At 68.4% G+C, this 21935-nt stretch carries 17 protein-coding genes, 2 tRNA genes and 11 pseudogenes; 18 read left to right on the top strand and 12 right to left on the bottom strand.

Features of this window, described 5'->3' with window-relative positions:
* The first annotated feature begins 62 nt into the window (after positions 1-62).
* Both ACFQJD_RS05235 and ACFQJD_RS05230 read left to right on the top strand, forming a co-directional pair.
* Positions 63-1441: pseudogene (locus ACFQJD_RS05235) on the top strand (hypothetical protein).
* Positions 1438-1710: a DUF7410 domain-containing protein gene (locus ACFQJD_RS05230; protein WP_379796654.1), complete on the top strand. Its 273-nt coding sequence runs from the start codon at positions 1438-1440 to the stop codon at positions 1708-1710. Before ACFQJD_RS05235 ends, ACFQJD_RS05230 begins: the two are co-directional and overlap by 4 nt.
* A gap of 7 nt (positions 1711-1717) precedes the next feature.
* Here ACFQJD_RS05230 and ACFQJD_RS05225 read toward each other — a convergent pair.
* Positions 1718-2787: pseudogene (locus ACFQJD_RS05225) on the bottom strand (phytoene/squalene synthase family protein).
* A 152-nt stretch (positions 2788-2939) separates the two neighbouring features.
* On the opposite strand from ACFQJD_RS05225, the pseudogene ACFQJD_RS05220 reads away from it, so the two are divergent.
* A pseudogene (locus ACFQJD_RS05220) lies at positions 2940-4078 on the top strand (acyl-CoA dehydrogenase).
* 53 nt (positions 4079-4131) lie between these two features.
* Positions 4132-4413 carry a DUF7111 family protein gene (locus ACFQJD_RS05215; protein ID WP_379796652.1) on the top strand — a complete coding sequence of 94 codons (282 nt, stop codon included), beginning with the start codon at positions 4132-4134 and terminating at the stop codon, positions 4411-4413.
* Positions 4414-4423: 10 nt separating this feature from the next.
* Here the strand turns inward: ACFQJD_RS05215 and ACFQJD_RS05210 are convergent, their stop codons facing one another.
* Entirely contained in the window at positions 4424-5110 is a 687-nt protein-coding gene (locus ACFQJD_RS05210; protein ID WP_379796650.1) for a protein sorting system archaetidylserine synthase, read from the bottom strand.
* 100 nt (positions 5111-5210) lie between these two features.
* Here ACFQJD_RS05210 and ACFQJD_RS05205 point away from each other — a divergent pair, with 100 nt between their 5' ends.
* Entirely contained in the window at positions 5211-5627 is a 417-nt protein-coding gene (locus tag ACFQJD_RS05205) for a cupredoxin domain-containing protein (protein WP_379796648.1), read from the top strand.
* Positions 5628-5705: 78 nt separating this feature from the next.
* On the opposite strand, the gene ACFQJD_RS05200 is transcribed toward ACFQJD_RS05205, so the two are convergent.
* The 4 genes and pseudogenes from ACFQJD_RS05200 to ACFQJD_RS05180 form a co-directional block, all read right to left on the bottom strand.
* Positions 5706-6347 carry a 30S ribosomal protein S3ae gene (locus ACFQJD_RS05200; protein ID WP_379796646.1) on the bottom strand — a complete coding sequence of 214 codons (642 nt, stop codon included), beginning with the start codon at positions 6345-6347 and terminating at the stop codon, positions 5706-5708.
* Complete coding sequence (locus ACFQJD_RS05195; protein WP_379796644.1) at positions 6340-6573, bottom strand: KEOPS complex subunit Pcc1; 234 nt, start codon at positions 6571-6573, stop codon at positions 6340-6342. Before ACFQJD_RS05195 ends, ACFQJD_RS05200 begins: the two co-directional genes overlap by 8 nt.
* A gap of 7 nt (positions 6574-6580) precedes the next feature.
* Positions 6581-7737 (bottom strand): annotated as a pseudogene (locus ACFQJD_RS19335) (exonuclease RecJ); the annotation flags it as partial.
* Positions 7738-8204, bottom strand: a pseudogene (locus ACFQJD_RS05180) (30S ribosomal protein S15). It lies immediately after the preceding pseudogene.
* Positions 8205-8419: 215 nt separating this feature from the next.
* On the opposite strand from ACFQJD_RS05180, the gene ACFQJD_RS05175 reads away from it, so the two are divergent.
* A tRNA-Ala gene (locus tag ACFQJD_RS05175) sits at positions 8420-8491 on the top strand.
* A 335-nt stretch (positions 8492-8826) separates the two neighbouring features.
* On the opposite strand, the pseudogene ACFQJD_RS05170 reads toward ACFQJD_RS05175, so the two are convergent.
* A pseudogene (locus tag ACFQJD_RS05170) lies at positions 8827-9848 on the bottom strand (YeiH family protein).
* Positions 9829-9972 (bottom strand): hypothetical protein, encoded by a 144-nt coding sequence (locus tag ACFQJD_RS05165; RefSeq protein WP_379796639.1) that lies wholly within the window; start codon positions 9970-9972, stop codon positions 9829-9831. The pseudogene ACFQJD_RS05170 and the gene ACFQJD_RS05165 overlap by 20 nt, the downstream one beginning before the upstream one ends.
* 245 nt (positions 9973-10217) lie before the next feature.
* On the opposite strand from ACFQJD_RS05165, the pseudogene ACFQJD_RS05160 reads away from it, so the two are divergent.
* The 6 genes and pseudogenes from ACFQJD_RS05160 to ACFQJD_RS05135 form a co-directional block, all read left to right on the top strand.
* Positions 10218-11111: pseudogene (locus ACFQJD_RS05160) on the top strand (phosphotransferase family protein); the annotation flags it as partial.
* 226 nt (positions 11112-11337) lie between these two features.
* Positions 11338-11673: pseudogene (gene eno, locus ACFQJD_RS05155) on the top strand (phosphopyruvate hydratase); the annotation flags it as partial.
* Positions 11588-12499: pseudogene (locus tag ACFQJD_RS05150) on the top strand (enolase C-terminal domain-like protein); the annotation flags it as partial. The pseudogenes eno and ACFQJD_RS05150, both read left to right, overlap by 86 nt.
* A gap of 140 nt (positions 12500-12639) precedes the next feature.
* Positions 12640-13581, top strand: a pseudogene (locus tag ACFQJD_RS05145) (NAD-dependent epimerase/dehydratase family protein); the annotation flags it as partial.
* A gap of 41 nt (positions 13582-13622) precedes the next feature.
* Complete coding sequence (locus ACFQJD_RS05140; protein WP_379796637.1) at positions 13623-14375, top strand: DUF2797 domain-containing protein; 753 nt, start codon at positions 13623-13625, stop codon at positions 14373-14375.
* Between the two features lie 56 nt (positions 14376-14431).
* A pseudogene (locus tag ACFQJD_RS05135) lies at positions 14432-14856 on the top strand (hypothetical protein).
* Here ACFQJD_RS05135 and ACFQJD_RS05130 read toward each other — a convergent pair.
* Positions 14853-15866, bottom strand: coding sequence for a glycosyltransferase (locus ACFQJD_RS05130; RefSeq protein ID WP_379796635.1), 1014 nt, complete (start codon positions 15864-15866; stop codon positions 14853-14855). The pseudogene ACFQJD_RS05135 and the gene ACFQJD_RS05130 sit on opposite strands and share 4 nt — an antisense overlap.
* A 158-nt stretch (positions 15867-16024) precedes the next feature.
* Positions 16025-17077, bottom strand: a complete 1053-nt coding sequence (locus ACFQJD_RS05125; RefSeq protein WP_379796633.1) for a glycosyltransferase family 4 protein — start codon at positions 17075-17077, stop codon at positions 16025-16027.
* Positions 17078-17242: 165 nt separating this feature from the next.
* Between ACFQJD_RS05125 and ACFQJD_RS05120 the strand changes: the two genes are divergently transcribed.
* Genes ACFQJD_RS05120 through ACFQJD_RS05110 form a run of 3 tightly spaced genes read left to right on the top strand, consistent with a single transcriptional unit; the run spans position 17243 to position 18693 of the window.
* Positions 17243-17518 carry a ribonuclease P protein component 4 gene (locus tag ACFQJD_RS05120; protein ID WP_379796631.1) on the top strand — a complete coding sequence of 92 codons (276 nt, stop codon included), beginning with the start codon at positions 17243-17245 and terminating at the stop codon, positions 17516-17518.
* A 48-nt stretch (positions 17519-17566) separates the two neighbouring features.
* Positions 17567-17815 (top strand): YhbY family RNA-binding protein, encoded by a 249-nt coding sequence (locus ACFQJD_RS05115; RefSeq protein ID WP_379796629.1) that lies wholly within the window; start codon positions 17567-17569, stop codon positions 17813-17815.
* The gene (locus ACFQJD_RS05110) at positions 17812-18693 is read left to right on the top strand and encodes a mechanosensitive ion channel family protein (RefSeq protein WP_379796627.1); all 882 of its coding nucleotides are present in this window, start codon (positions 17812-17814) and stop codon (positions 18691-18693) included. Before ACFQJD_RS05115 ends, ACFQJD_RS05110 begins: the two co-directional genes overlap by 4 nt.
* Here the strand turns inward: ACFQJD_RS05110 and ACFQJD_RS05105 are convergent.
* Positions 18690-19490: an HD domain-containing protein gene (locus ACFQJD_RS05105; protein WP_379796625.1), complete on the bottom strand. Its 801-nt coding sequence runs from the start codon at positions 19488-19490 to the stop codon at positions 18690-18692. The genes ACFQJD_RS05110 and ACFQJD_RS05105 overlap by 4 nt on opposite strands.
* Positions 19491-19682: 192 nt before the next feature.
* Here ACFQJD_RS05105 and ACFQJD_RS05100 point away from each other — a divergent pair, with 192 nt between their 5' ends.
* From ACFQJD_RS05100 to ACFQJD_RS05090, 3 genes are all read left to right on the top strand, one after another.
* Positions 19683-19982 carry a twin-arginine translocase TatA/TatE family subunit gene (locus tag ACFQJD_RS05100; protein WP_379800410.1) on the top strand — a complete coding sequence of 100 codons (300 nt, stop codon included), beginning with the start codon at positions 19683-19685 and terminating at the stop codon, positions 19980-19982.
* Between the two features lie 57 nt (positions 19983-20039).
* Positions 20040-20112: transfer RNA gene (locus ACFQJD_RS05095), tRNA-Arg, on the top strand.
* 182 nt (positions 20113-20294) lie between these two features.
* A complete protein-coding gene (locus ACFQJD_RS05090) occupies positions 20295-20831 on the top strand; it encodes a hypothetical protein (RefSeq protein WP_379796623.1) in 537 nt (178 codons plus the stop codon).
* 32 nt (positions 20832-20863) lie between these two features.
* On the opposite strand, the gene ACFQJD_RS05085 is transcribed toward ACFQJD_RS05090, so the two are convergent.
* Positions 20864-21787, bottom strand: coding sequence for a sodium:calcium antiporter (locus tag ACFQJD_RS05085; RefSeq protein ID WP_379796621.1), 924 nt, complete (start codon positions 21785-21787; stop codon positions 20864-20866).
* Positions 21788-21935 lie beyond the last annotated feature (148 nt).

Genomic DNA, 21935 nt, shown 5'->3' with positions numbered 1-21935 from the left:
AAATATCGCCCGCCCCGAGACGGTTTCGGAAGCTACTCCCGTCGACGCGCCGAACGCCGACTATGGCTCGTCGCCGTCGCCTGCGCGCCACGCTGTCGTCCCTCGCCGTCGCCACGGCGTTCGCCGGGACGGCGGCCGCTCACAGCGGGAGCCTCCGCGGCGCGACCCAGGAGTCGCTCGCGGTGCCGACGTGGCTGTTCCTGCTCACTGGCGGCGGGGCCGTCGGTGCCTCTTTCCTCCTCGCCAGTTTCGTCACCGACCGCCGCTTCGTCGAACAGCTCCACGCCTGGCACCGATCGCTCCCGACGCCCGGGCGTTTCGTCACCCGGGCGGCGCGTCTCGCCGCCGTCGGCGTCCTCCTGTCGACCGTCGCCTTCGGCTTCGTCGCCCCGGACGAACAGCTCCGGAACCTCGCCATCCTCGTCGTCTGGGTGGCCTGGTGGGGCGGCTTCGTCGCCTCGACGTATCTCCTCGGGAACGCCTGGCCCGCGCTCAACCCCGTCCGCGCGCTCGCAGACGCCCTCCCGTCGCTGGATCGGCCCTATCCCGAGCGGCTGGGCGCGTGGCCGAGCGTCGCCGCCTTGCTCGCGCTCGTCTGGATCGAGGTGGTGAGCCCCCTCGCCGACGACCCGCGACTGCTCGCGACCGTCGTCCTCGTGTACACGCTCGTCACGGTCGGCGGGGCCGTCGTCGTCGGGGCGGAGCGGTGGTTCACCTCCGTCGACCCGCTCTCGCGGGCGTTTCGCTACTACGGCCACGTCGCGCCGATCCAGCGCACCGACGACGGCCTCCGACTCCGGCTTCCCGGGGCGGCGCTCCCCGAGACGGCGGTGTCGGGGCGCGACGAGGTGGCGTTCGTCGTCGCCCTCCTGTTCGTGACGACGTACGACGGCTTCGTCGCCACGGGACTGTGGGCGACGATCGCCCGAACCGTCGCCGGCGTCGGCGTCCCCCGACGCTGATCTATCTCGGCGCGTATCTCGGCGGCTTCGTCCTCTTTCTCGGGGCGTTTCGCTGGGCCGCGCGCGACGCCCGGCGACGCGCCGAGAGCTACCTCACGCCGGAGTATCTCGCCCGTCGGTTCGCGCCGTCGCTGCTCGCGATCGCCGCCGGCTACCACCTCGCGCACAACCTCGGCTCGGTGTTGTTGCTGTCGCCGACGCTCGTCGCCGTCGCGACGTCGCCGCTCTCGCCGCCGTTGAACCCGCCGCAACTCGCCGGACTGCCGGGCTGGTTCGGCGGCCTCGAACTCGCGTTCGTCCTCGTGGGACACCTGTTGGCCGTCTGGGTCGCTCACGCGACGGCCTACGACGCGTTCCCCGGGCGGCTCCAGGCCGTCCGGAGCCAGTACGCCGTGACGCTCGTGATGGTGCTCTACACCATGACCAGCCTCTGGATCGTCTCCGAACCGTACGTTCCGCCGCCGTTCATCGCCACATGACCCGAACCGACGTCGACACCGACGTGCCCGCCGACGCCGAGGCGCACGTCTGTTCGTACTGTGGCCGGCCGTTCGCGCGCGAGAAGTACCTCGTCTTGCATCGCGGACTCGCCCACCCGGACGACGTCTCCGACGGCGAACGCGACGCCTACGAGCGGGCGTACGCAGAGGAGCAGGCGGACATCGATCGGTTTCGGATCGTCGCGCTGGGGGTGCTGGTGGTCATCTACTTCGGGTTCCTGTTCGCCTACGCGGTGTTCGCCGCCTGATTCGCCCTTAGTCCGCGCTCGTCGACACCCGGTGGAACGGCTGTCCGGCGATGGTCTCGCGGAGTTCGTCCAGCGAGTTCCGGTCGTTCGCGCCGGTCATCGTCGTGACGACGGCAAACACCTCCTGGCGAGAGACTTTCACGCCCGTCGCCGAGAGGGCGTCCTCGGGCGAGGCGAGCAGCTCCCGGAGCGTTCCGACCGCGAGGAGGAAGGGGATGGCCCACGCTTCCAGGGTGTTTCCGTCCGTCGTCGGGACGGTTTCGAGGTACGTCTGGGCGTCGTCGACGAACGACCGGGCGTGGGCGGCCGTCCGGCGGACGACGGCCGCTGCCCCCGACTCGTGTTTCGGGGCGATGATTTCGTCCTGCGGGACGCCCTCGGCGTCCAACCACTCCGCCGGGAGGTAGACGTTGTTCTCCTCGGTGTAGTCGTCGTAGACGTCCTTGGCGACGTTGACGAGCTGGAGGAGGAGGCCGAACTGTTCGGCGGTGTCGTAGAGGGCGTCGCGTCGCTCCCGCGAGACGTCGCCGCGCGTGAGGAGGTTCGTGACGAGGGTGCCGACGGTGCCGGCGGCGTAGTAGCAGTACTCCTCCAGTTCCTCGCGGGACTGGATACGGAGGCCGCCGGTGTCGGCGTAGCGTTCGACGAACATGGCCATCCCCTGGACGAGTTCGCGGGCCGGCGGTGTCACGGCCCGGCGGACGTCGGCCGGGAGGCTGCGGAAGGTGCGGACGATACGGGGTGCCGCGGCGACGACGTCCCAGTCGTCTGACCGGGCCTCGGGCAACCACTCGTCGACGTCGTCGCGGAAGTCGTGTACGTCCGTCTCGTCGTCCGGATCGAGCGTCCGATCGTAGACGCGCAGGAGACGGGCCTGTTCCTCGGGGGGATGTGGTCGGCGTCCTCGACCGTGTCGGCGACGCGACAGACGAGATAACCGATACAGATGTACGAGGCCATCGGTTCGTCGAGCACGTCGACCGTCAGCGCGAAAGTACGCGAAACGCCCTGTACCGCCTCGTGACACCAGTCGAGGTCGGCGTCGTCACCGGGTGGTCGGGCTGCATCTCTAGACATTCGGAGTGGTTTCGGGTTACGCCCGGGGGATAAAAAGCCTCGTGGGCGACGACGGCATCCTCGTCAGCGCTCGTGAGCGGCCCGTCGACCGCGTGCGTGGTCAGCGGACGGCCCGTGGAAAACCCTAAGCAGAGCGGGACGTACTGTGAGGCATGGACTTCAGCCTCTCCGCCGAGCAACGCCAAATCCGCGACATGGTCGCCGAATTCGTCGACGAGGAGATCGTCCCCCGGGCCGCAGAGATCGACGAGGACGACGAGTTCCCCGACGACGTCGTCGCCGAGATGGCCGACCTCGGCCTCATGGGCATGCCCTTCCCCGAGGAGTACGGGGGCGGGGCTCGACTACCACGCCTACGCAATCGGCCTCGAAGAGATCAGTCGCGGTAGCGGCGGGATCGGGACCGTCGTCGCCGCCCACACCAGCCTCGCGGGCAACATGCTCTACGAGTTCGGGAGCGAGGCACAAAGGGAGAAGTATCTGACGCCGCTAGCGGAGGGGACGGAGATCGGTGCGTTCGCGCTCTCGGAGGCGGGCGCGGGCAGCGACGTGCCGGCGATGGAGACGACGGCGACGCGGGAGGAGACGAGTACGCGATCGACGGCGGCAAACTCTGGATTTCGAACGGCTCCGTCGCCGACACGGTGACGGTGTTCGCCAAGACCGACGCGGACGCCGGCAGCAAGGGCATCTCCTCGTTTGTCGTTCGACCCGACGAGGACGAGGGGTTTTTCGTCGAGGGGACGGAGCACAAACTCGGCGACAAGGGCTGTCCGACGGCCGAACTCCGGTTCGACGACATGCGCGTGCCGGCGGACCGTCGCCTCGGTGAGGAGGGCGACGGGTTCGTCCAGGCGCTGAAGACGCTCAACGGCGGCCGCATCACCATCGCCGCCCGCGGCGTCGGCATCGCCCGCGCCGCCCTGAGGAGGCCCGCGAGTACGCCGGCGAGCGCGAGCAGTTCGGTCAGCCCATCGGCGAGTTCCAGGCCATCGGACACAAGCTGGCCGACATGGACACCAAGGTGCAGGCGGCGAAACTGCTGATGCACCGGGCGGCGGACAAGAAGATGCGGGGCGAGAAGTTCGTCAAGGAGGCCGCACAGGCGAAACTCTACGCGAGCGAAGTGAGCACCGAGGTGGCGAACGAGGCCATCCAGATCCACGGCGGCTACGGCTACACCAAGGATTTCCCCGTCGAGCGGTTCTACCGCGACGCCAAACTCAACGAGATTTACGAGGGAACGAGCGAGGTGCTGCGCAACACCATCGCCGACCAGCTGCTCGACTGAGGGCGACGGAGCGAGACCGACAGCTTTCACTGTCGGCGACGCGAACGACGGCCATGAGCGACGACGGGGAAGAAGTCGAGTCCGACGGTATCGCCGCCCGCTACACGGAAACCGACCACGAACGCGTCCTCAGGTTCGAACGCGACGGCCGAACAGCGGTGCTCGTCCAGAACACGGACGGCTACGCGATGGTGACGGTTCGCCGGCGCGTCGACGGGGACGAACTCGAACGCTACTACGGCTTCGACGTGGCGCTCGACCACGCGGCGGAACTACTTGACGTCGCCCCGTCAGCACTCCCGATCCCCGACGCGGCGTCCGACATGGGAATGTGACGGCTCCGCGCTACCGCCCCCAGTAGAACCGCGGGGCGAGCGTCGTGTACGCCAGCGAGAGAAAGAGGATGGCGAACGCGAAGACCTCGCCGGGGCGGCCGGTGAAGACGATGGCGAACAGCTGAACGACGCCCATCACGAGGGCATCCTGTGAGTGGAGGTCCGGATACTGGACGGTCGACACCATGAGCACGGCCAGCGCGCCGCTCAGGCCGACGAGGATCGCCGGACCGACGAATCCCGCGAGGACGCCCGCAGAGAGGATGGTAGCGGCGAGCGTCGTCGGCGCGCCCTCGGTGGCGTCGTCCTCGCTGTCGTAGACGGTGTAGAGGCCGAGTCGGACGACGGCCGTGGCGACGAACGCCCCGCCGAGGCCGAGCGTGACGGCGAAGCGGACCGGGCCGCCGTCGAGCGACCACGCGGGCATCGCCGTGACGTGACAGGCGACGAGGAGCGCTGGCGCGACGCCGAAGGAGGCGACGTCCGCGAGCGAGTCGAGGTGCGGCCCCACCGGCGTCCCGCCGAACTTCCGGGCGACGACGCCGTCGAGTCCGTCGGTGATGGCCGCCAGCAGCAGGAGGCGGGCCGCGAGCGTCGCGTCGAACGTCGCGGTGAAAGCCGCGAGAAAGCCGAGGACGGCGTTCCCCGCCGTCACGGCGTCCGCGGGGCCGAGTCGGCCGACGAACCGGGGTTGCATATCACCTGCCTCGAACACCGGCGGCTTACGTTTTTACATTACCACCGCTTTCGGGAGTCGAACCACGCCGCATTTATTCGCGCGCCGCCGACGCTGACGTATGAATCGGCGAGGCTTTCTCGCTGGCGTCGGCGCGGCGGCCCTGACGAGCGGTGCCGGCTGTGCCAGCCTCGGAACGGCACGGAACGTGGACGGCGACGTCGGCATGACGGCCACGGCGTTCCGGCCCGCGACGTTCACCGTCGCCGTCGGCGACGACGTCGTCTGGTACAACAACAGCGTCCGCGCCCACTCGGTGACGGCCTACGAGAAGTCGCTGTCGGACGGCGCGGACTTCTTCTGTACCGGCGACTTCGACACCGAGGCCGCCGCCCGCGAGGCGTGGGACGGGATGCGGGGTGCGATCGACAGCGGCGAAACCTACAGACACACGTTCGAGGTTCCGGGAACGTACGACTACTTCTGCATCCCGCACGAACAGGGCGGGATGGTCGGGCAGATAGTCGTCGAGGGGTAGCGGCCGTCACGGACGAGTCGGGACGGCCGTCGCTCGGTGGGGTGGAAAAATCGGCCGCGAACGCCGCTGCCGGCGGGACTACTCCTCGACGGCGACGTCCGCTTCGTCGACGTCGACCGACGCCTCCTCTTCGGCGGCGACTTCCTCGGGGTGCGCTTCGAGGGTGAGCTTCTGGATCTCTACCCGTCGGAGGGGGTAGATCGTCTTGGCCTCGCCGTAGATGGCCGAGGAGAGGCGGCCCTCGACGACGCTGTCGACGTAGCTCTCGAAGGTGCGTTCGGTGGCGGCGTCCTCGACGAGGTCGATCATGACCCGCCGGATGGCCTTCTCCTGACTGCGGTCGGCCTTCTTCGTCGTGAACGCGACGGGTTGGACCTGAATACGGTAATCGTCCGTCGTCAGGACCGTCACGTTCGCGGCGATCTTGGAGGCACCGCGGCGCACGAGGCTCCGCAGGTAGTCGCGGGTCAGTTCGTGCTTGACGAACTCCGTGTAGGCGGAGTCGCTCCCCACGTCCGTAATCTTGAACGTGAGTTTGGTGTTGTTGGCCCCGGCGTCGTCGGTGATCTCGCCGAGGGTGGTTTCGATGGTCCGTCCGATGACCTTCTCCGGTTCGTCTGCGACAGTCTGGCCGAGTTCGGCCCGGTCGAACTGTTCGGGCGCGAAGACGGTGTACCAGCGCTTGCCGCGTTTCTGCTTGGATACTGAGCGTTCACTCATGATTTCGATAGGTGTGTGCTGTCTGTGCGACGGTCTCTGCGACCGTCAGGTTCACCACGTAGTCGTCCACGGTGGCGTGGAGGCCGCCCGTCGTCTCGCGTTCGATTTCGGTGGCGACGTAGTCGCCGTCCACCGTCGTCGTCATCGAGTCGGTGTTGTCCGGGCGGAGCGAGGCGGCGACGAGCGCCGCGGCCTCGTGTTCCGTCCGGACGTTGGCGCGCCTCATAGCGCCCCCTGAACGCCGTGATGAACCCCGATACTTCCAGTCCGTCGTCGAAGCGCGCTCGCCCGCGTCGCGACCCGCCGTGACCGGTGCCGTCCATCGCCGTCGCCGCCTCGTCCATCGCGTCGCCGAGGGCCGCGTCCTCGACGCTCGCGGCGGCCGCCGCGCCCTCCGTCACGACCAGTGCGACCGGTTCCGGCGACCGGAAGTCGCGGAGGAGTCGCGCGGCCGTGGCGAGTTGGCCGACGGTGCCCGAGTCGACCCGGGCGACGAACAGGCCGTCGTATCGGCCCGTCGTCGCGCCCGCCAACTCGGCGTGGACCGTTCGGGCGTGCGCCCGCCACGCGTCGAGGGCGTCCGCACGGAGTTCGGGCGCGTCCCGAAGCGCCAGGGCGACGCCCGTTCCCGGCCGTTCCCGGGCGACGGCGTCGAGGACGTCGGCGTAGCCGCCGACCGTCGCGAACCGGCCGTCCGGCGTCGCGTACGGGCGGAGGAACCGCTCGACTGCTTCCGCCGCGCGCGGCGACGCCCCGTCGGCGTCGACGGTTTCGACGGCAATCCACGAGGCGACGCGTCGGCGGGCGTCGGCGTCGAGGGTCGCCGGCAGATCGAGGCCGGCGAGCGCCGCGCTGACGGCGTCAGCGTCGCCCGAGACGGGCGCGCGAACGAGCGTCGAGTGGGCGATGCCGTCGGCGAGGTGGCCCTCGCCGTCCACCGCGCCGTCGGTCGGCACGGCGACGCCGGGGCGGCGCTCGACCAGTTCTCGATGCTCGGCGGTCTCCAGGAGATCGGCGGCGTCGCCACCGCCCGGCATCTCGCCGGCGGCGACGACGCCCGCGAGTGCGAGCACCGGGTCGACGTCGGCGGCGAGTTCGGCGGCGGTGCGGTAGGCGTCGACGCTCGCCGGGCGGGCGTCGCCGGGGATGGCGACGTCGCCGCCAGCGGCACCGACGCTCACGAGCAGGTCGTCGTCCGTGCGCGGGGGTCGGGGAGCTCCCGAACCCGGACCTGAAACGGCACGTCGCAGTCACGGAGCGCTCGCGCGAGGAGGCCACTCGCCGCCAGCGAGTCACCGTCGGCACTCGCGGCCACCGTGACGAAGGCGGCCTCGCGGAGTGCCGCGGCGTCGGCGGCGGGCGTCTCCGAGGCGGAGCGCGCTGACGACATCTACTCCTCCAGCAGTTCGACGGCGACGTCGTAGCTGTAGGTGAAGTCCGCGTCGAGTTCGTCGCCGCGGTAGTAGTCCGCGAGGCGGCGGATCTTCGACTCGGTGTTCTGCAGGGCGCGCTTGTTCTGGTGGTCCTGCGGGTTCTCGTCCATGTGCTCGCGCAGGCCGATGGCGCGTTCCATCAGGCTCCGCAGGTCCTCGGGGAGGTCGCCAGTGGCGTCGTTCTCCTCGAGGATCTCGGTGAGTTTCTTCCCGGTCGCCAACTTCACGTCGGGGACCGGCGTGCCCTTCACGCCCTCGTCGCGCAGTTTCATCCCGATGACGCTCGGGTCGTGACCCTGCTCTGCGAGTTCGACGACGCGTTCCTCTACGGCTTCGGCGTCGACGTCGCTCCACTCCGGGGTTCGTCTGCCACCGGCTTGTCCGAACCGGACGAGCCACGGCGGCGGGTGTGCATTCGTGCCATATTTCTGATTGGAACTGCACAGACCGCTAGATAGAGCGTGACCGACGTCTGTCGGTGCACTTCCGCAATCCCAAGCCCGCGTGGGCGAGTCGGATTTGCGGCCGTGCTGTTCCCGTTTGTCCTCAGTGCGGTCGACGACTAAACCGTTTCGACTCCCCGAGAGCGGGAGTCGAAGCCCTTATTACCAAAACCGCGATACGGTAGAGTGCGCTCGAGGGCTCGTAGATCAGTGGTAGATCATCCCCCTGGCACGGGGAAGGCCCGGGGTTCAAATCCCCGCGAGTCCATCGGAGCGACCGAGTTTTCGAGGGAGCGAGAATGGTCGAGCCGGGATTTGAACCCTGGAAGTCGCAGCGCCGAGCGTAGCGAGGCGACCGTCTTCCTCTGGTTCAAATCCCCGCGAGTCCACTCACTCCGTTCCTCGCTTGGTCCCGTTCGCTCCGCTCACGGGACCCCATCGAGTCCACTTCTGGCAGTGAAGAAGGTACGAGCGTTCGCTGGCGCGAACGCGGTGAGCGCCTCGGGAGGGCAAACGGCGGGCCGCGACGAACGCAGGACGACGGATTTCGGCGGACGGTCCCGCGAGGGTCGGTCCGGGGACGTCGCGCCGCGGTGTGGGCCGTCAGCCAAAGAGCACCGTGACGGCGGCGAGTGCGACGGCGCTCGCGATACAGAGCGTCAGGAACGCGACGCTGGCAGGACGGAGCCCGGCCGCCCGCAGTTTCGACAGTCGAACGTCGAGGCCGAGGCCGGCGAACGCGAAGAGGAAACACCAGCGATAGGCGTTCGTGAGGTGGGAAATCCGCGCCTCCGAGAGCAGACCGGCGTTGGCGACGACGGCCATCGCGACGAAACCGAGGACGAACTTCGGGAAGGTGACCCAGAGCTGGCGAAGCGACCCGCGGACGTCCGACGCCGACGGCCGGAGATAGCAGACGGAGTAGACGACCACGACGACGCCGATGAGGACGTTCCGCGTCAGTTTGGTCACCACAGCCCACTGTCCCGCCACGTCAGCGTAGGCGAACCCCGCCGCGGCCACCGGTCCCGTACTCAACATGCTCACGCCCGCCCAGAGACCGAACGTCCGGGCGGAGAGGTCGAGCAGGCCCCCGCGAGCGGGTAGAGAAAGAGGGTGACGGCGTCGACCAGCAGGACGGTGGCGACGACGTAGGTGACGTCTTCGCCCTCGGCGCGGATGCCGCCGGCGACCGCGACGACGGCCGAGACGCCACAGATGCTCAGGCCAGCGGCGAGCAGCGACGCGAGGGAGCCACGGAGGCCGAACGCGGTGCGCGCCAGCAGTTCGGTGAGAACGAGCGTGAACGCGACGACGGCGAGGACGAGAACGAGGAGTTGGAGGCCGGCGTCGACGACGGCGGCGAGCGAGATACGGGCCCCCATGAGAACGATACCGGCGCCCAGCAGGAGTCCGTGCGTCGCCACGCCCGGTTCGGCCCACTCGGGGACGCCGACGGCGTTCGCGAGGACGACGCCCGCGACGATCGCGAGGAGGAGGTGGTTCGCGCCCGGCACGGCGTCGGCGACGAGTCGGGCGACGCCGCCGACGAGGACGAGGAGGGCGAGTCCCGGCGCGAAACGCCTCGCTTCCTCCCGCGCGCGGTCACCACGGAACCGGAACATCGAGTGCGACGACGGCCGACACGGCGAAGCCAACGACGACTGCTTTCCAGTCTCGTTCCAGATGCATCCACCGCGAAACCGCTCCGTGGGCGTCGCCGTCCTCAGGGCAGTCACTGGCGTCCATCGGTGGAGGGTTCCGCGCATATGCAGTAAAATTTGCGATGAGAGACAGAGAGCGGCAACATTTGGCCCTATCCGTCACGCCGCTATCGACTCGTGAACGGTCGACGAACCGTGGAGCGTCGGGGTGATACCAACGGGAGGAGGGTGCGTCATCGGGGAGACGCGACGAGCGTCGGTCGTACCGTGCGGGCCGAATCGGTCCGGTCCCGGCGTCGGCGTCCGGTAGTTGGGGACGCTTCGGCATAAATGTCACAGAACGCGAATTTAGTTGAATCAAGTTGTCTCCACGCGGGGACAACAGTGAATACCTCCCGGACGCCAGTCGTGCGCATGAGTGACACGCGCCGTCTCGAACTCTCGGCGGGGAACGCCGTGGACTACCTGAAGCGTCGCGGCTTCCTCTCGGCGGACGCGACGGCCGAGGCCCGACCGCTGGGCGGTGGCGTCTCGAATCACGTGCTGGCGGTGTCGTGGGACGGCGGCTGTGTCGTCGTGAAACAGCCGCTCCCGAACCTCGCCGTCGAGGACGACTGGCCGGCCGACGTGGAACGCGTCCACAACGAAGCGGCGGCGGCCCGGACGTACGCCGCCGTCATCGAGGCGACGTCGCTGGAGTACGCCCACGTCCCGGACGTCGTCTTCGAGGACGAGACGGAGAACGTCGTCGGCGTCGAGTGTGTCCCCGGCGACGCGCCGACGTGGAAGGAGGAACTCCTCGACGGTCGCGTCGACGTCGCCGTCGCGGACGAAGTCGGGCGCGTCCTCGGTGCCGTCCACGACGCCGCCGCCGGCGACGACGACGTGCGAGCGAACTTCGCGAGCAAGCGCCCGTTCGACCAGCTCAGAATCGACCCGTACCACCGGACGACGGCGCGCCGACACCCGGACGTCGCCGACGCCATCGACGCCGAGATCGAGCGAGTCCGGAGCGTCGAGAGGACGCTCGTCCACGGCGACTACAGCCCGAAGAACGTCCTCGTTGATCGGACGGGGGCCGCCCCCGAACCCTGGATCATCGACTTCGAGGTAGCCCATTGGGGCGACCCCGCGTTCGACACCGCGTTCCTGCTCAACCACCTGTTCATCAAGTCGGCGTACAACCGCGAGAAACAGGCGGCGTATCTCGACGCCGCCTTCGAGTTCTGGCGGGCGTACGTCGACCGGGTCGACTGGGATGTCGAGGCGGCCACCGTCGCCGAACTCGGCGTGTTGATGCTGGCTCGCGTCGACGGCAAGTCCCCGTCGAGTACGTCGACCGGGAGGCGACGGCGAACGCTCTCCGCCGCACCGCGAAGCGAACGCTCACGGAGGGGATCGAGACGCTGGACGGGGTCGCGACGGCGATCCGCGAGGAGGCGCGGGCGCGATGACCGAAATCGCCGCCGTCGACGCGTGGGAAGTCCTCGACTCGCGCGGGCATCCGACGGTCCGGGTACAGGTGACCGCCGGCGGCGAGACGGGGACGTTCACCGTCCCCGCCGGCGCGAGCACGGGCGACCACGAGGCGGTCGAACGCCGCGACGGCGGCGATCGATACGGCGGGTTGGGCGTTCGCGGGGCGGTCGAGACCGTCCGCGACGAACTCGCCCCGCTCGTCGTCGGCTGCGACGTCACCGATCAGACGGGCGTCGACGAATCTCTCGCCGACTACGACGGCACCGACGACTTCTCGGCCGTCGGAGCCAACGCCGCCCTCGGCGTCTCGGGCGGCGTCGCCCACGCCGCGAGCGCCGCCCGCGACGAACCGCTCTACGAGTATCTCGCGCGCGACAGCCCCGGCCGGATTCCGCTACCGATGGTCAACGTCGTCAGCGGCGGCCTCCACGCGTCCCGGGGCCCGAGATCCAGGACTTCCTCGTGGTGCCGGTCGGGGCGGACGCCTACCCCGACGCCCTCGAAGTCGTCTGGGACGTTCGCTCGGCGGTCGGCGACCGAATCGCCGGCGACGGGTCGCCCTCGTCGCCGACGAGGGCGGCTTCTCGCCCGACGTCGAGAGCGTCGACGACGCCTTCGACCTCCTCGCGGCCGGCGTCCGCGACGCCGGCTACGACCTCGGCGGCGACGTCGCCTTCGCCGTCGACGTCGCCGCCGCGCACTTCTACGACGCGGAGACCGACCGCTACGTCCTCGACAGCGTCGGCCGGTCGCTCACCCGCGACGGGATGGTCGACCTCGTGGCCCAGTGGGTCGACGACTACCCGCTCGTCTCCGTCGAGGACCCACTCACCGAGGACGACTGGGAGGGGTGGGCGACGCTCGCCGATCGCATCGGCGACGAGGTGCAGGTGCTCGGCGACGACCTCCTCGTCACGAACGAGTCCCGCCTCGACCGCGCCGTCGACGCCGACGCCGCGAACGCCGTCCTCGTGAAGCCGAACCAGACGGGGACACTGACCGGCGCGCGCCGCGTCGTCGAAGCGGCCAAGGAGGCGGGGTGGGCGACCGTCGTCTCCGCCCGGTCGGGCGAGACGTGCGACGCCACGATCGCCGACTTCGCCGTCGCGCTCGACGCCGGCCAGATAAAGGTCGGCTCGCTCGCCCGCTCCGAACGCCTCGCGAAGTACAATCGCCTCCTCGCCATCGACCGGTTCCACGACGGCGAGTTCGCCGGGCGCGACGCGCTCGTCCCCGGAATCCGTGACCGGAAGGCACTTACTCGCGACCGAGCATCTCGCGACATGGACCTCACAGGCCAGCGCGTCGTCGTCACGGGAGGCGCGGGGCTCATCGGATCGCATCTGGCCGCCCGCCTCGTGGACGACAACGACGTCGTCGTCGCGGACGACCTGTCGAAAGGCGACCGTTCCCGCGTCCCCGAGGCCGCCGAGTTCGTCCGGGCCGACATGCGCGACCGGGACGACGTGGCTCGCGTCGTCACCGAGGACGTCGACGCCGTCTTCCACCTCGCGGCCTACACGGACACGAACTACGCGAACCCACGGCAGCTGTTCGAGGAGAATACCGAGATGACCTACAACGTCCTCGAACGCATGGACGAGGTGGGCGTCGACGCCCTCGCCTTCACCTCCTCGTCGACGGTGTACGGGGAAGCCCCCGTCCGACGCCCGAGGACTACGCCCCGCTCGAACCCATCAGCGAGTACGGCGCGGCCAAACTCGCCGACGAGGGCCTCGTCTCGACGTACGCCCACTCCTACGACGTCACGTCGTGGGTGTTCCGCTTCGCCAACATCGTCGGCCCGCACCAGCGAGGCAACGTCGTCCCCGACTTCATCGAGAAACTGCTGGACGACCCCGAGACGCTCACCATCCTCGGCGACGGCCGCCAGGAGAAGTCCTACCTCCACGTCGAGGACTGCGTCGACGCCATCTGTCACGTCGTCTCCAACGCCGACGCCGACCTGAACGTCTACAACCTCGGGTCGCGGACGACCACCTCCGTCGTCCGCATCGCGGACATCGTGAGCGACGAGATGGGCGTCGATCCGGACTACGAATTCACGGGCGGCGATCGGGGCTGGACCGGCGACGTGCCGAAGATGCGCCTCTCGGTCGAGAAGCTCTCCGCGCTCGAGTGGGAGCCGCCGGCGTCGAGCGACGACGCCGTCCGGCGGGCCACCCGCCAACTCGTCGCCGAACTGCGGGGTTGAAGAGGGACATCGCTTTATTTCGCGGGGACGAAGCCGAGGACGTGCAGGTCGTGGGATACGACGCCGCCGACGGACACCTCCTCGTGAGCGACGCCGACGGCGACGTGGAGGCGCTCGCCCTCGACCCCGGAACCGACCTCGACTACCGACTCGGCGAGCGACGCTGTGCGGGCACGATACACGAGGGCCGACACGTCGCCTGCGACGCGCCGGACGCGCCCTACTGCCGCGACCACCGGCGTACGTGGGTCTGTGCGCGGTGTACCGGCACCTGCCTCAAAGACGAGATGGACTGCGACGAGGAGCACGCCGTCTACCTCGCGGCGTTCGCGCCCGACGTCGTCAAGGTGGGCGTGACGCGCCTGTGGCGGCTGGAGACGCGCCTCCGCGAACAGGGGGCCGACCGCGCCGCGCACGTCCGAACGGTCGCCGACGGCCGCATCGCTCGCGAAATCGAGGCGGGACTGGCGGCTGACTTCGACATTACCGACCGGGTTCGGGTCCCCGTCAAGCGACGCGGGCTCCACCGGTCCGTCGACGAGGCGGCGTGGAACTCCGCCCTCGATTCGTTCGACCCGATCGACGCCTTCGCGTTCGACTACGGCCTCGACCTCTCGGAGCGACCGATAGCCGAGACGCTCGCGACGGGGACCGTTCGCGGGACGAAAGGCCGGCTGCTCGTCCTCGAAACGGGCGGCACCACCTACGCCGTCGACGTGCGCGATCTGGTCGGCTACGACGTCGAACCCGGCGGGACGACCCGGAGCCTCCAGTCGAATCTCGGCGCGTTCTGAACCGCTGACGTTCGCGGACGACAACCCTTTTCGGGGTGGATTACGAACGGCGAGGCATGTCCGAAGACGAACCCGAAGAGACGCAGGCAGAGGGTAGCGACGCGGAAGGAGAGGACGGCGAAGAGAAATCCTTCCGTGAGCGCGTCGAGGAGATTCGACAGCGGCGCGCCGAGGAACGGGAGGAAGGCGAGGGCGGCGAGGGTGAACGTCCGAGTCCCGAGGAGATGATGGGCGGCGGCGGTGGCCCCGGCGGCAACCCCTTCGCGCAGATGATGAGCGGCATGATGGGCGGCGGACCCGGTGGTCCCGGCGGCATGGGCGGCGGGCCCCCGGCATGGGCGGCGGCCCCGGTGGCCGCGAGCGGGAAGAAGAGTCGGCCGGAAACGAGGAAGTCGTCCGCGAGATCCGCCAGCTCCGCGACGAGGTTCGCGACGTGACCCGTCAGCTCCAGCGCATCGCCCAGGCCATCGAAGAGGACTAGAGGCGGTCGTAAACCGCCTGCAGTCGGTCGACCGCCCGCTCGACGCCGTACTCTCCTCGCAGTTCGAGACAGCGCTCCCCGAGCGACTCGCGTTCGTCGAGCGTCCGCGTTATCGTCGCCGCGAGGGCGTCGACGTCGCCCGTGGGGAAGTGATAGCCGGTCGCGCCGTCGACGACGGTCGACGCCAACGCGCCCTCGTCGGCGGCGACGACGGGCGTCCCGCAGGCGACGGCTTCCAGTGCCACGAGGCCCTGGGTCTCGACGGGGCTCGGGAAGACGAACGCGTCGAGGGCGCTGTAGAAGGCCGGGAGCTCGTCCCGGTCGAGAAAGCCGAGAAATCGGGCGTCGACGCCGCGGTCGTCCGCCCGCGCTTCGAGGTCGTCCCGGGCGGGGCCGTCGCCGCCGAACACCAGCGTCGCGTCGACGTTCGCCGCGGCGTCCACCGCGTCACGGAGGCGTTTCTCGTAGCCGTGGCGGCCGGTGTAGCCGACGAGCGGGCCGCTGCCGAGGCCGTATCGCTCGCGGAAGGCGGCCGCGTCGACGGGGCGGAACCGGTCCAGGTCCACGCCGTTCGGGAGGACGGTCACCTCGCTCTCGACGCCGACGGACTCCGTGAGATGTCGGCGCGTCGCCTCGCTCGGCACGAGGATCGCGTCGACCCGGTCGAAGAACCACCGCTCGTACGCCTCCGAGAGCCGTTCGACGCCGCCGCCGAGACGCCCGCCGGCCGCGAGGTAGCTGGCGTACTCCGACGTCGGCGTGTGGTACGTCGCGACCAGCGGGACGTCGGCGCGCGCCGCGAGACGCAGGCCGGCCAGTCCGAGCGCGAACGGCGTGTGCGTGTGGACCAGTTCCACGTCGCGGACGCGGCGGGGATGCTCGGCACGCCGAGGCGGAACCCTGGGTAGAAGGGAAAGGGGAGACTCCGGACGGGATACTCGCCGACGCGGGGCGTGTGGTCGTCGGTTTCGGGATAGACGACGTCCATGCGGCCACCGCGTCGTTCCCACCGGTCGCGCCACGTCTGTACCGTGTAGGTGACGCCGTTGACCGTCGGGAGATAGGTGTCGGTGAACGCGGCGACCGAACGCATGGGCGTGGGTTCGTGAGAGGGCACTTAATCGCTTGTGACTTATGAGTGAGCGGTTACGCGCTCGCGGGTGGGCAGTTACTCGCTCGTGACCTCGGCGTAGACGGCTTCGAGCCGCTCGCCGACCCGGTCGAGGCTGTGTTCGGCGGCCGTTTCCCGGGCGCTTTCGCCGAGGCGACGCCGGAGGTCCGGGTCGCCGGCCAACAGGTCGAGCGCGCGACGGAACTCCGCGCGGGTCGAGCATTTGAGGCAGTCCTCGCCGTGGGTGTAGAACTCCTCGAAGACGGGGATGTCCCGGAGGACCACCGCCTTCCCGCAGGCCATCGCCTCGAGGACGGCGATGCCCTGGTTCTCGTTTTTCGTCGGGAAGAGGTAGACGTCGCCCGCGCCGTAGGCCCCGCGGATGTCGTCGATCCACCCCGTGAAAGTGACGTTCGCGGGCGGGTCCGAGGTCCAGCGGCGCACCGCTTCGGAGGCCTGTGGACCGGTGTCGTAGGGGCCGAACCACGCGAAGTCGTAGTCGGTCTCTTCGGCGAGTCGGCAGAACGTCGTCACGCCCTTGCGTTCGAAGACGTTGCCGACGGCGAAGACGACCATCCCCGAGAGGTCGTACCGGTCGCGATACTCCCCGCGGAGGTCCTCGAACCCGTCCAGTGCCTCCGTATCGACGCCGTTCGTGACGGGGCGGACGGGCGCGTCGACGGGGTAGGATTCGAGGACGCGTCTGGTGTACTCGCTCGGACAGAGGACGAGGTCGGCCTGCGAGTAGAACCACTTCAGATACCGGCCCAGCGGCCGGGCGAGGTAGTTCGATCCGCGGAAACTCCCGGCGAAGTCCTCGCGGGTGACGTGGGCGTGGAGGATCAACGGGACATCGTGTCGCTTGGCGTGGCGCGCGACGGCGAGGGTGCCGGGGCCGATGAGGTTGCAGTGGGCGACGTCGTAGTCGCGAAACGGACTGTGACCACGGAGGGCATTCAGCGCGGCGCGTCCGGGGTCGCCGTCGCGCCACGGCGACGTGACCACCTCGACGTCGGTGGTTTCGAGGGCCGCGCGCTGCTGCCTGGCGGCGGTCCCGATGCCGCTTCGCTGGAGTCGGGATTCGAGTTCGAGGTAGTTGAGCGCGCGCACGGCGTCGGCTTCGCCGTCGACGTTCTTGACCCTACCGACTCCGTCGGGCGGTTCCCGGTCCGGGGACGCGATGCGACCGGATGACCGAACCGCCGCACCGGGACGGAGGCCAGAAGGCAGGACGGAGGCCAGAAGGCATATACTCGCGCCCGCCCGCGAGTACGCATGGGCATCCCGGAAGAACGCATCGAGCGACTGCACGAGCAGTCCCGGGAAGCCGCCGCCGCCGGCGACGTCGACCGATCACAGGAGTACGTCCGGTTGGCCCGCCGCATCGCGGAGCGGAACCGACTGCGCCTCCCGCGCGAATTTCGCCGGTTCACCTGTGACGCCTGCGACGCCTACCTCGTTCCGGGCGTCAACGCACAGGTCCGCCTCCAGTCCGGACACGTCGTCATCCGGTGCGACTGCGGCGAAATCGCACGCTATCCCTACGACTGACGAGACGTATCACAAACTTACAAATTCCTGCGAACCCAAGCGACGCGCATGGACAGACAGGAGTTGCGAAAGCGGGCCCACGACCTCGACGTGACGGTCTGGGTCGGCAAGAGCGGCATCGACGCGGTCGTCGACGAGTTGGACGACCAGCTCGCGGACCGCGAGCTGGTGAAGGTGAAGTTCCTGCGAGCGGCCCGGGGCGGCACCACGGTCGAGGAACTGGCCGACGACCTCGCCGATCGGGTCGAAGCCGACGTGGTCGAAACCCGGGGTAACACCGCCGTTCTCTACCGATGATACCGCTCCAGGCCGGGAGCGGCGCGATCGGGCAGTTCCTGGCACGGCAGGGCGTCCCATACGCCGATGCCCTCGGCTCTGCCGTCGCGTTCGTCGTCGCCCTCGTCGTCGTCTACCTCGTCGGGCGCGTCGTCGCAGTCCCTCTGCTGAACCGCGCGATGGACGCCCGCGGCCTCGAAACCCACGCGAAGCGCCCGCTTCAGAAGATCGCGAAGATACTCATCCTCTTCGTCGCCATCACCGTCGCCTTCGGCTTCGCCGACTACGGCGACTTCCTGCAGTCGCTGGCCACCGTCGCCGCGGCGGCGACGCTCGCCATCGGCTTCGCCATGCAGGACGTCATCGCCAACTTCGTCGCCGGCGTCTTCATCTTCACCGACAAACCGTTCCGCATCGGCGACTGGATCGAGTGGGACGGTAACTCCGGCGTCGTCGAGGACATCAGTTTCCGGGTCTCCCGCGTCCGGACCTTCGACAACGAACTGCTGACCGTCCCGAACTCGCAACTCACTGACGGCGTCATCAAAAACCCCGTCGCCAAGGACAGACTCCGCCTGAAGATACCCTTCGGCATCGGCTACGACGACGACATCGAACTCGCGACGGACATCATCCTCGAGGAGGCCGAGAACCACGAGGGCATCCTCGCCGATCCAGAACCCTCCGTCCGGCTGACCGAGCTCGGCGACTCGTCGGTGATCCTCCAGTCGCGCGTCTGGATCGACCAGCCGAGCCGCGCCGACTTCGTGAAGACGCGCGCGGAGTACACGCAGGCGGTCAAAGAGCGCTTCGACGAGGAGGGCATCGACATCCCCTACCCGAACCGAACCATCGGCGGGTCGCTCGACGTCTCGGGGCTGGACCGGCTCGAAGGCTAAAACTCGATTCGCTCGACCAACTGTTCCTCTTCACGGGTGTTGACCGCGACGATTCGGATGTGTTCTTCGAGCATCGAATCTTCGAGTTTCGCCTTCAGCAGGTTGTCGACCTGATAGACCCCGGCGGCGTTGACCATCTCGATCTCGACGAGGACGGGCCGTTCGCCGCCGGGTTTCAGCGTCACGTTCTGGATGGCTTGACTCGACAGGGTGTTGATGCCGCGGCCGCCCTTCTCGTAGGGGATTCGAGATCGACCTCGCTCCATGTCGAGGGCGTCGGCGACGCGGATGACGCCCGCCTCGCGCGTCAGAGGGTCCTCGGCGGTGTGGTGACAGAGGATGGCGTGGAGCACCTCCGACTTCACGCGGACGGCGTCGGTCGCGGAGTAGAACTCGGGGAGCAGGTCGTCCAGCACGTCCGCAGCGAGCGGAATCGAGTAGTAGACGTGGCCGTCGCGGTGGACGACGTGGCCGACGTCGTGGAGCGTCGCCGCGAGCGCGACGACGACCGGTTCGTCGGCTTCTTCGAGTCCCTGTTCGCTCGCCCCGTTGAACTCGACGCCGCCCGCCTTGAGCAGGTCGTACAGGGCGAGCGCCCGATCGCGGACGATCTGGATGTGTTTCGGCCCGTGGTCGTTGTACCCCTTCCGCGTGACCGCGTTGACGTTCTGCGCTTCGAGGTAGGTCTGTATCACCGGATCTTCGGCGACGACCGGCAGGAGTTCGTTCAGTTTCTCGTCGGGGAAGGCGTGGTCGGCGTCGGGATCGTAGTGGCGGCCCTCGTCGTCGGTGCTCATACGTTCGACTCACGGGGGCGCGGAGAAAAGCGACCGGGGATCCTGTCGGCGACGCCCGGGTCCGTCAGGGCGTCGAGCGTGCACCCCGTTTCGTCGGTCGAACGCCGCCGCAACCGGGCACCACCGATTCCGGGCGCGCAGACCGCGAAAGGCAAAAAGCCTATAATTACCACAAGGCAGGCTCTCGTAGTGATGCACGAGACAGTCATCCCACTGTTCCCGGGGCTGCCCGGCGGGCCGGAGCTGCTGATCGTTCTGTTCGTCCTCGTCCTCCTGTTCGGGGCGAACAAGATCCCGAAGCTCGCGCGTTCGACGGGTCAGGCGATGGGCGAGTTCAAGCGCGGCCGCGAGGAGATCGAAGATGAACTGCAGGAGATGAACGAACCGGCCGGCACGTCGTCGGAATCGACGGCTGATTCGACGACGGAGTCGACGACCGAATCGACGACCCAGCAAGAGTCCGACGAGGAAACCGAGACGACCCGCGAGTGAGTCCGGCCGCCGGACGGAAAGGGGCGTTTTTTGTTCACCTTCTCCTATTCTCGTCTAGGGCGTGTGGCCTAGCGGATAGGGCGAGGGGTTCCTAACCCCTCGACCGCGGGTTCGAATCCCGCCACGCCCGTGCAGCGAACGAAGCGAGCGAACCGGCATGGCGGGATTCGAATCACGCGAGACGAGCGGCGACGAGTCTCGCATCGCCTTCGACGACTACAGGGTTGTGTCGGAGGATGTATATCACCGCCGACTGGTTTGGCGAGTATGGACGCCGACGAGATTCGCCACTGGAGTGAGCAGTACGACGAGGTGTACGACGACGATCTCGAAGCAATCGAAGAGCGTTTCAACGAAACACTCCCCGACCAACAGTGTCTCACTCGAGACGGACTCGAAGACGTAATTCGGTGGAAACTGAACGGTCAGAAGGGCCGACGTGATCGGAATATCGAGAAGGTGAACACCGTCCCTGACGAATTTATCCAGCGCGTGAGCGAAGCCGCGTTCCTGGTCGACGATCCGAAGATACAGTTGAAGACGCTGCGGTCGATTCCGGGGTCGGTGGAGCGACGGCCACAGTCGTACTTTCCTTCTACGATCCCGAAACCTACGCCGTCGGTGATCGGTATATGGTTCACGAGCTATTCGGCGAAGATCGGAAGCTGCGAGTCACGGACTATCCGAAGATCCTTGCCGAACTGCGTGACCGGAATCCGGGGGTTTCGATCTCCGAACCGTCGAGAAAGCCTACTACCAACGGTATCGCGACGAAAACGACGTGGGGGAGTGATACTCTTCAGGCTCGCCGCGGCCAGGTCGCCGTCTTCCTGTCGCCGGAGTTCGTAGCGGTGCAGGTCTCGCCCGTCTCGGGAAACGCGTTAGACGAACACGAACGTCGGCACGTACAACAACAGACACCCCATCGCGTCCATCCGTCCCACGCGTTCCCGGTGATAAAACACCGCCACGACAGCGGCAGACGCGACGAGCATGTACGCCACGGACGTCACCGCCGCGCTCCGGTGAGCGACCTGAACGCCGCCGACCGCGGCACCGACGCCGAGCGAGAACAACGGATCGGTGATGTTGCTGCCGAACAACGTGCCGACTGCGATGCCGCTCTGTCCGCGGTAGACCGCGAGCGCCGCGATGGCGATTTCGGGGGCGGTGGTACCGAGGCCGGTCACCAAGCCGAGGAGGTAGTCCGGTGTGCCGAGGTCGGTCGCGAGTGCTGTCGCGCCGGTCACGAGCAGATGCCCGCCGGCGACGACGAAGCCGATGCCGACCGCGAGCCACACCAGTGGATGCGAAACGTCGTTCGGATCGGCGATTCGCGTGACGTCGTCGCGGTAGTCGGCGTGTTCGTATCGGACGAGGACGAACCCGAGATAGCCGAGCGCCAGCACGACGCCTTCAATCCGGGTGACGTCGCCGGACCACAACACGACCAGCATCGCACCCATCGCGGCCATCATGCCGCCGCCGTAGGTGCGGACCTTCTCGCGAGCGAGCGACAGCGGCGACACGAGCGCCACGATGCCGATGCCGAGCGTTATCTGTGACGTCGCCGATCCGACGATGTGTCCCACCAGGAGGTCGCCGGCACCGTACGCGGCCGCGTATATCGAGGTCGCTATCTCGGGGAGCGAACTCCCGATCGCCACGAGCGTGACGCCGATGAAGAAGACGGACACCCCGAGCGAACGCGCGATCGCCGTCGCCGACGTGACCGCGCGGTCGCTCCCGTAGACGAGAGCGGCGAGTCCACAGAGCAGCATCGCGCCGTCGAGCAGGTGATTCACGCTCGTGTCGAATCCGGAAGGGGGCGGACAAAAACACCCGGCCATCCGTCCCGGAACTTGAGATTCGGGTGGCGATCACTGAACGGTCGTCGCTCCGAGTCGGAGCGTGAGACCCACGCTGCGAGCCCGAATCTCCGTGGGAGATGCT

Origin of the sequence: Haloplanus sp. GCM10025708, assembly GCF_042663985.1 — an archaeon.
In the GTDB taxonomy this organism is placed as follows: domain Archaea; phylum Halobacteriota; class Halobacteria; order Halobacteriales; family Haloferacaceae; genus Salinirarus; species Salinirarus marinus.
This window is presented reverse-complemented; position numbering and strand designations above follow the sequence as displayed.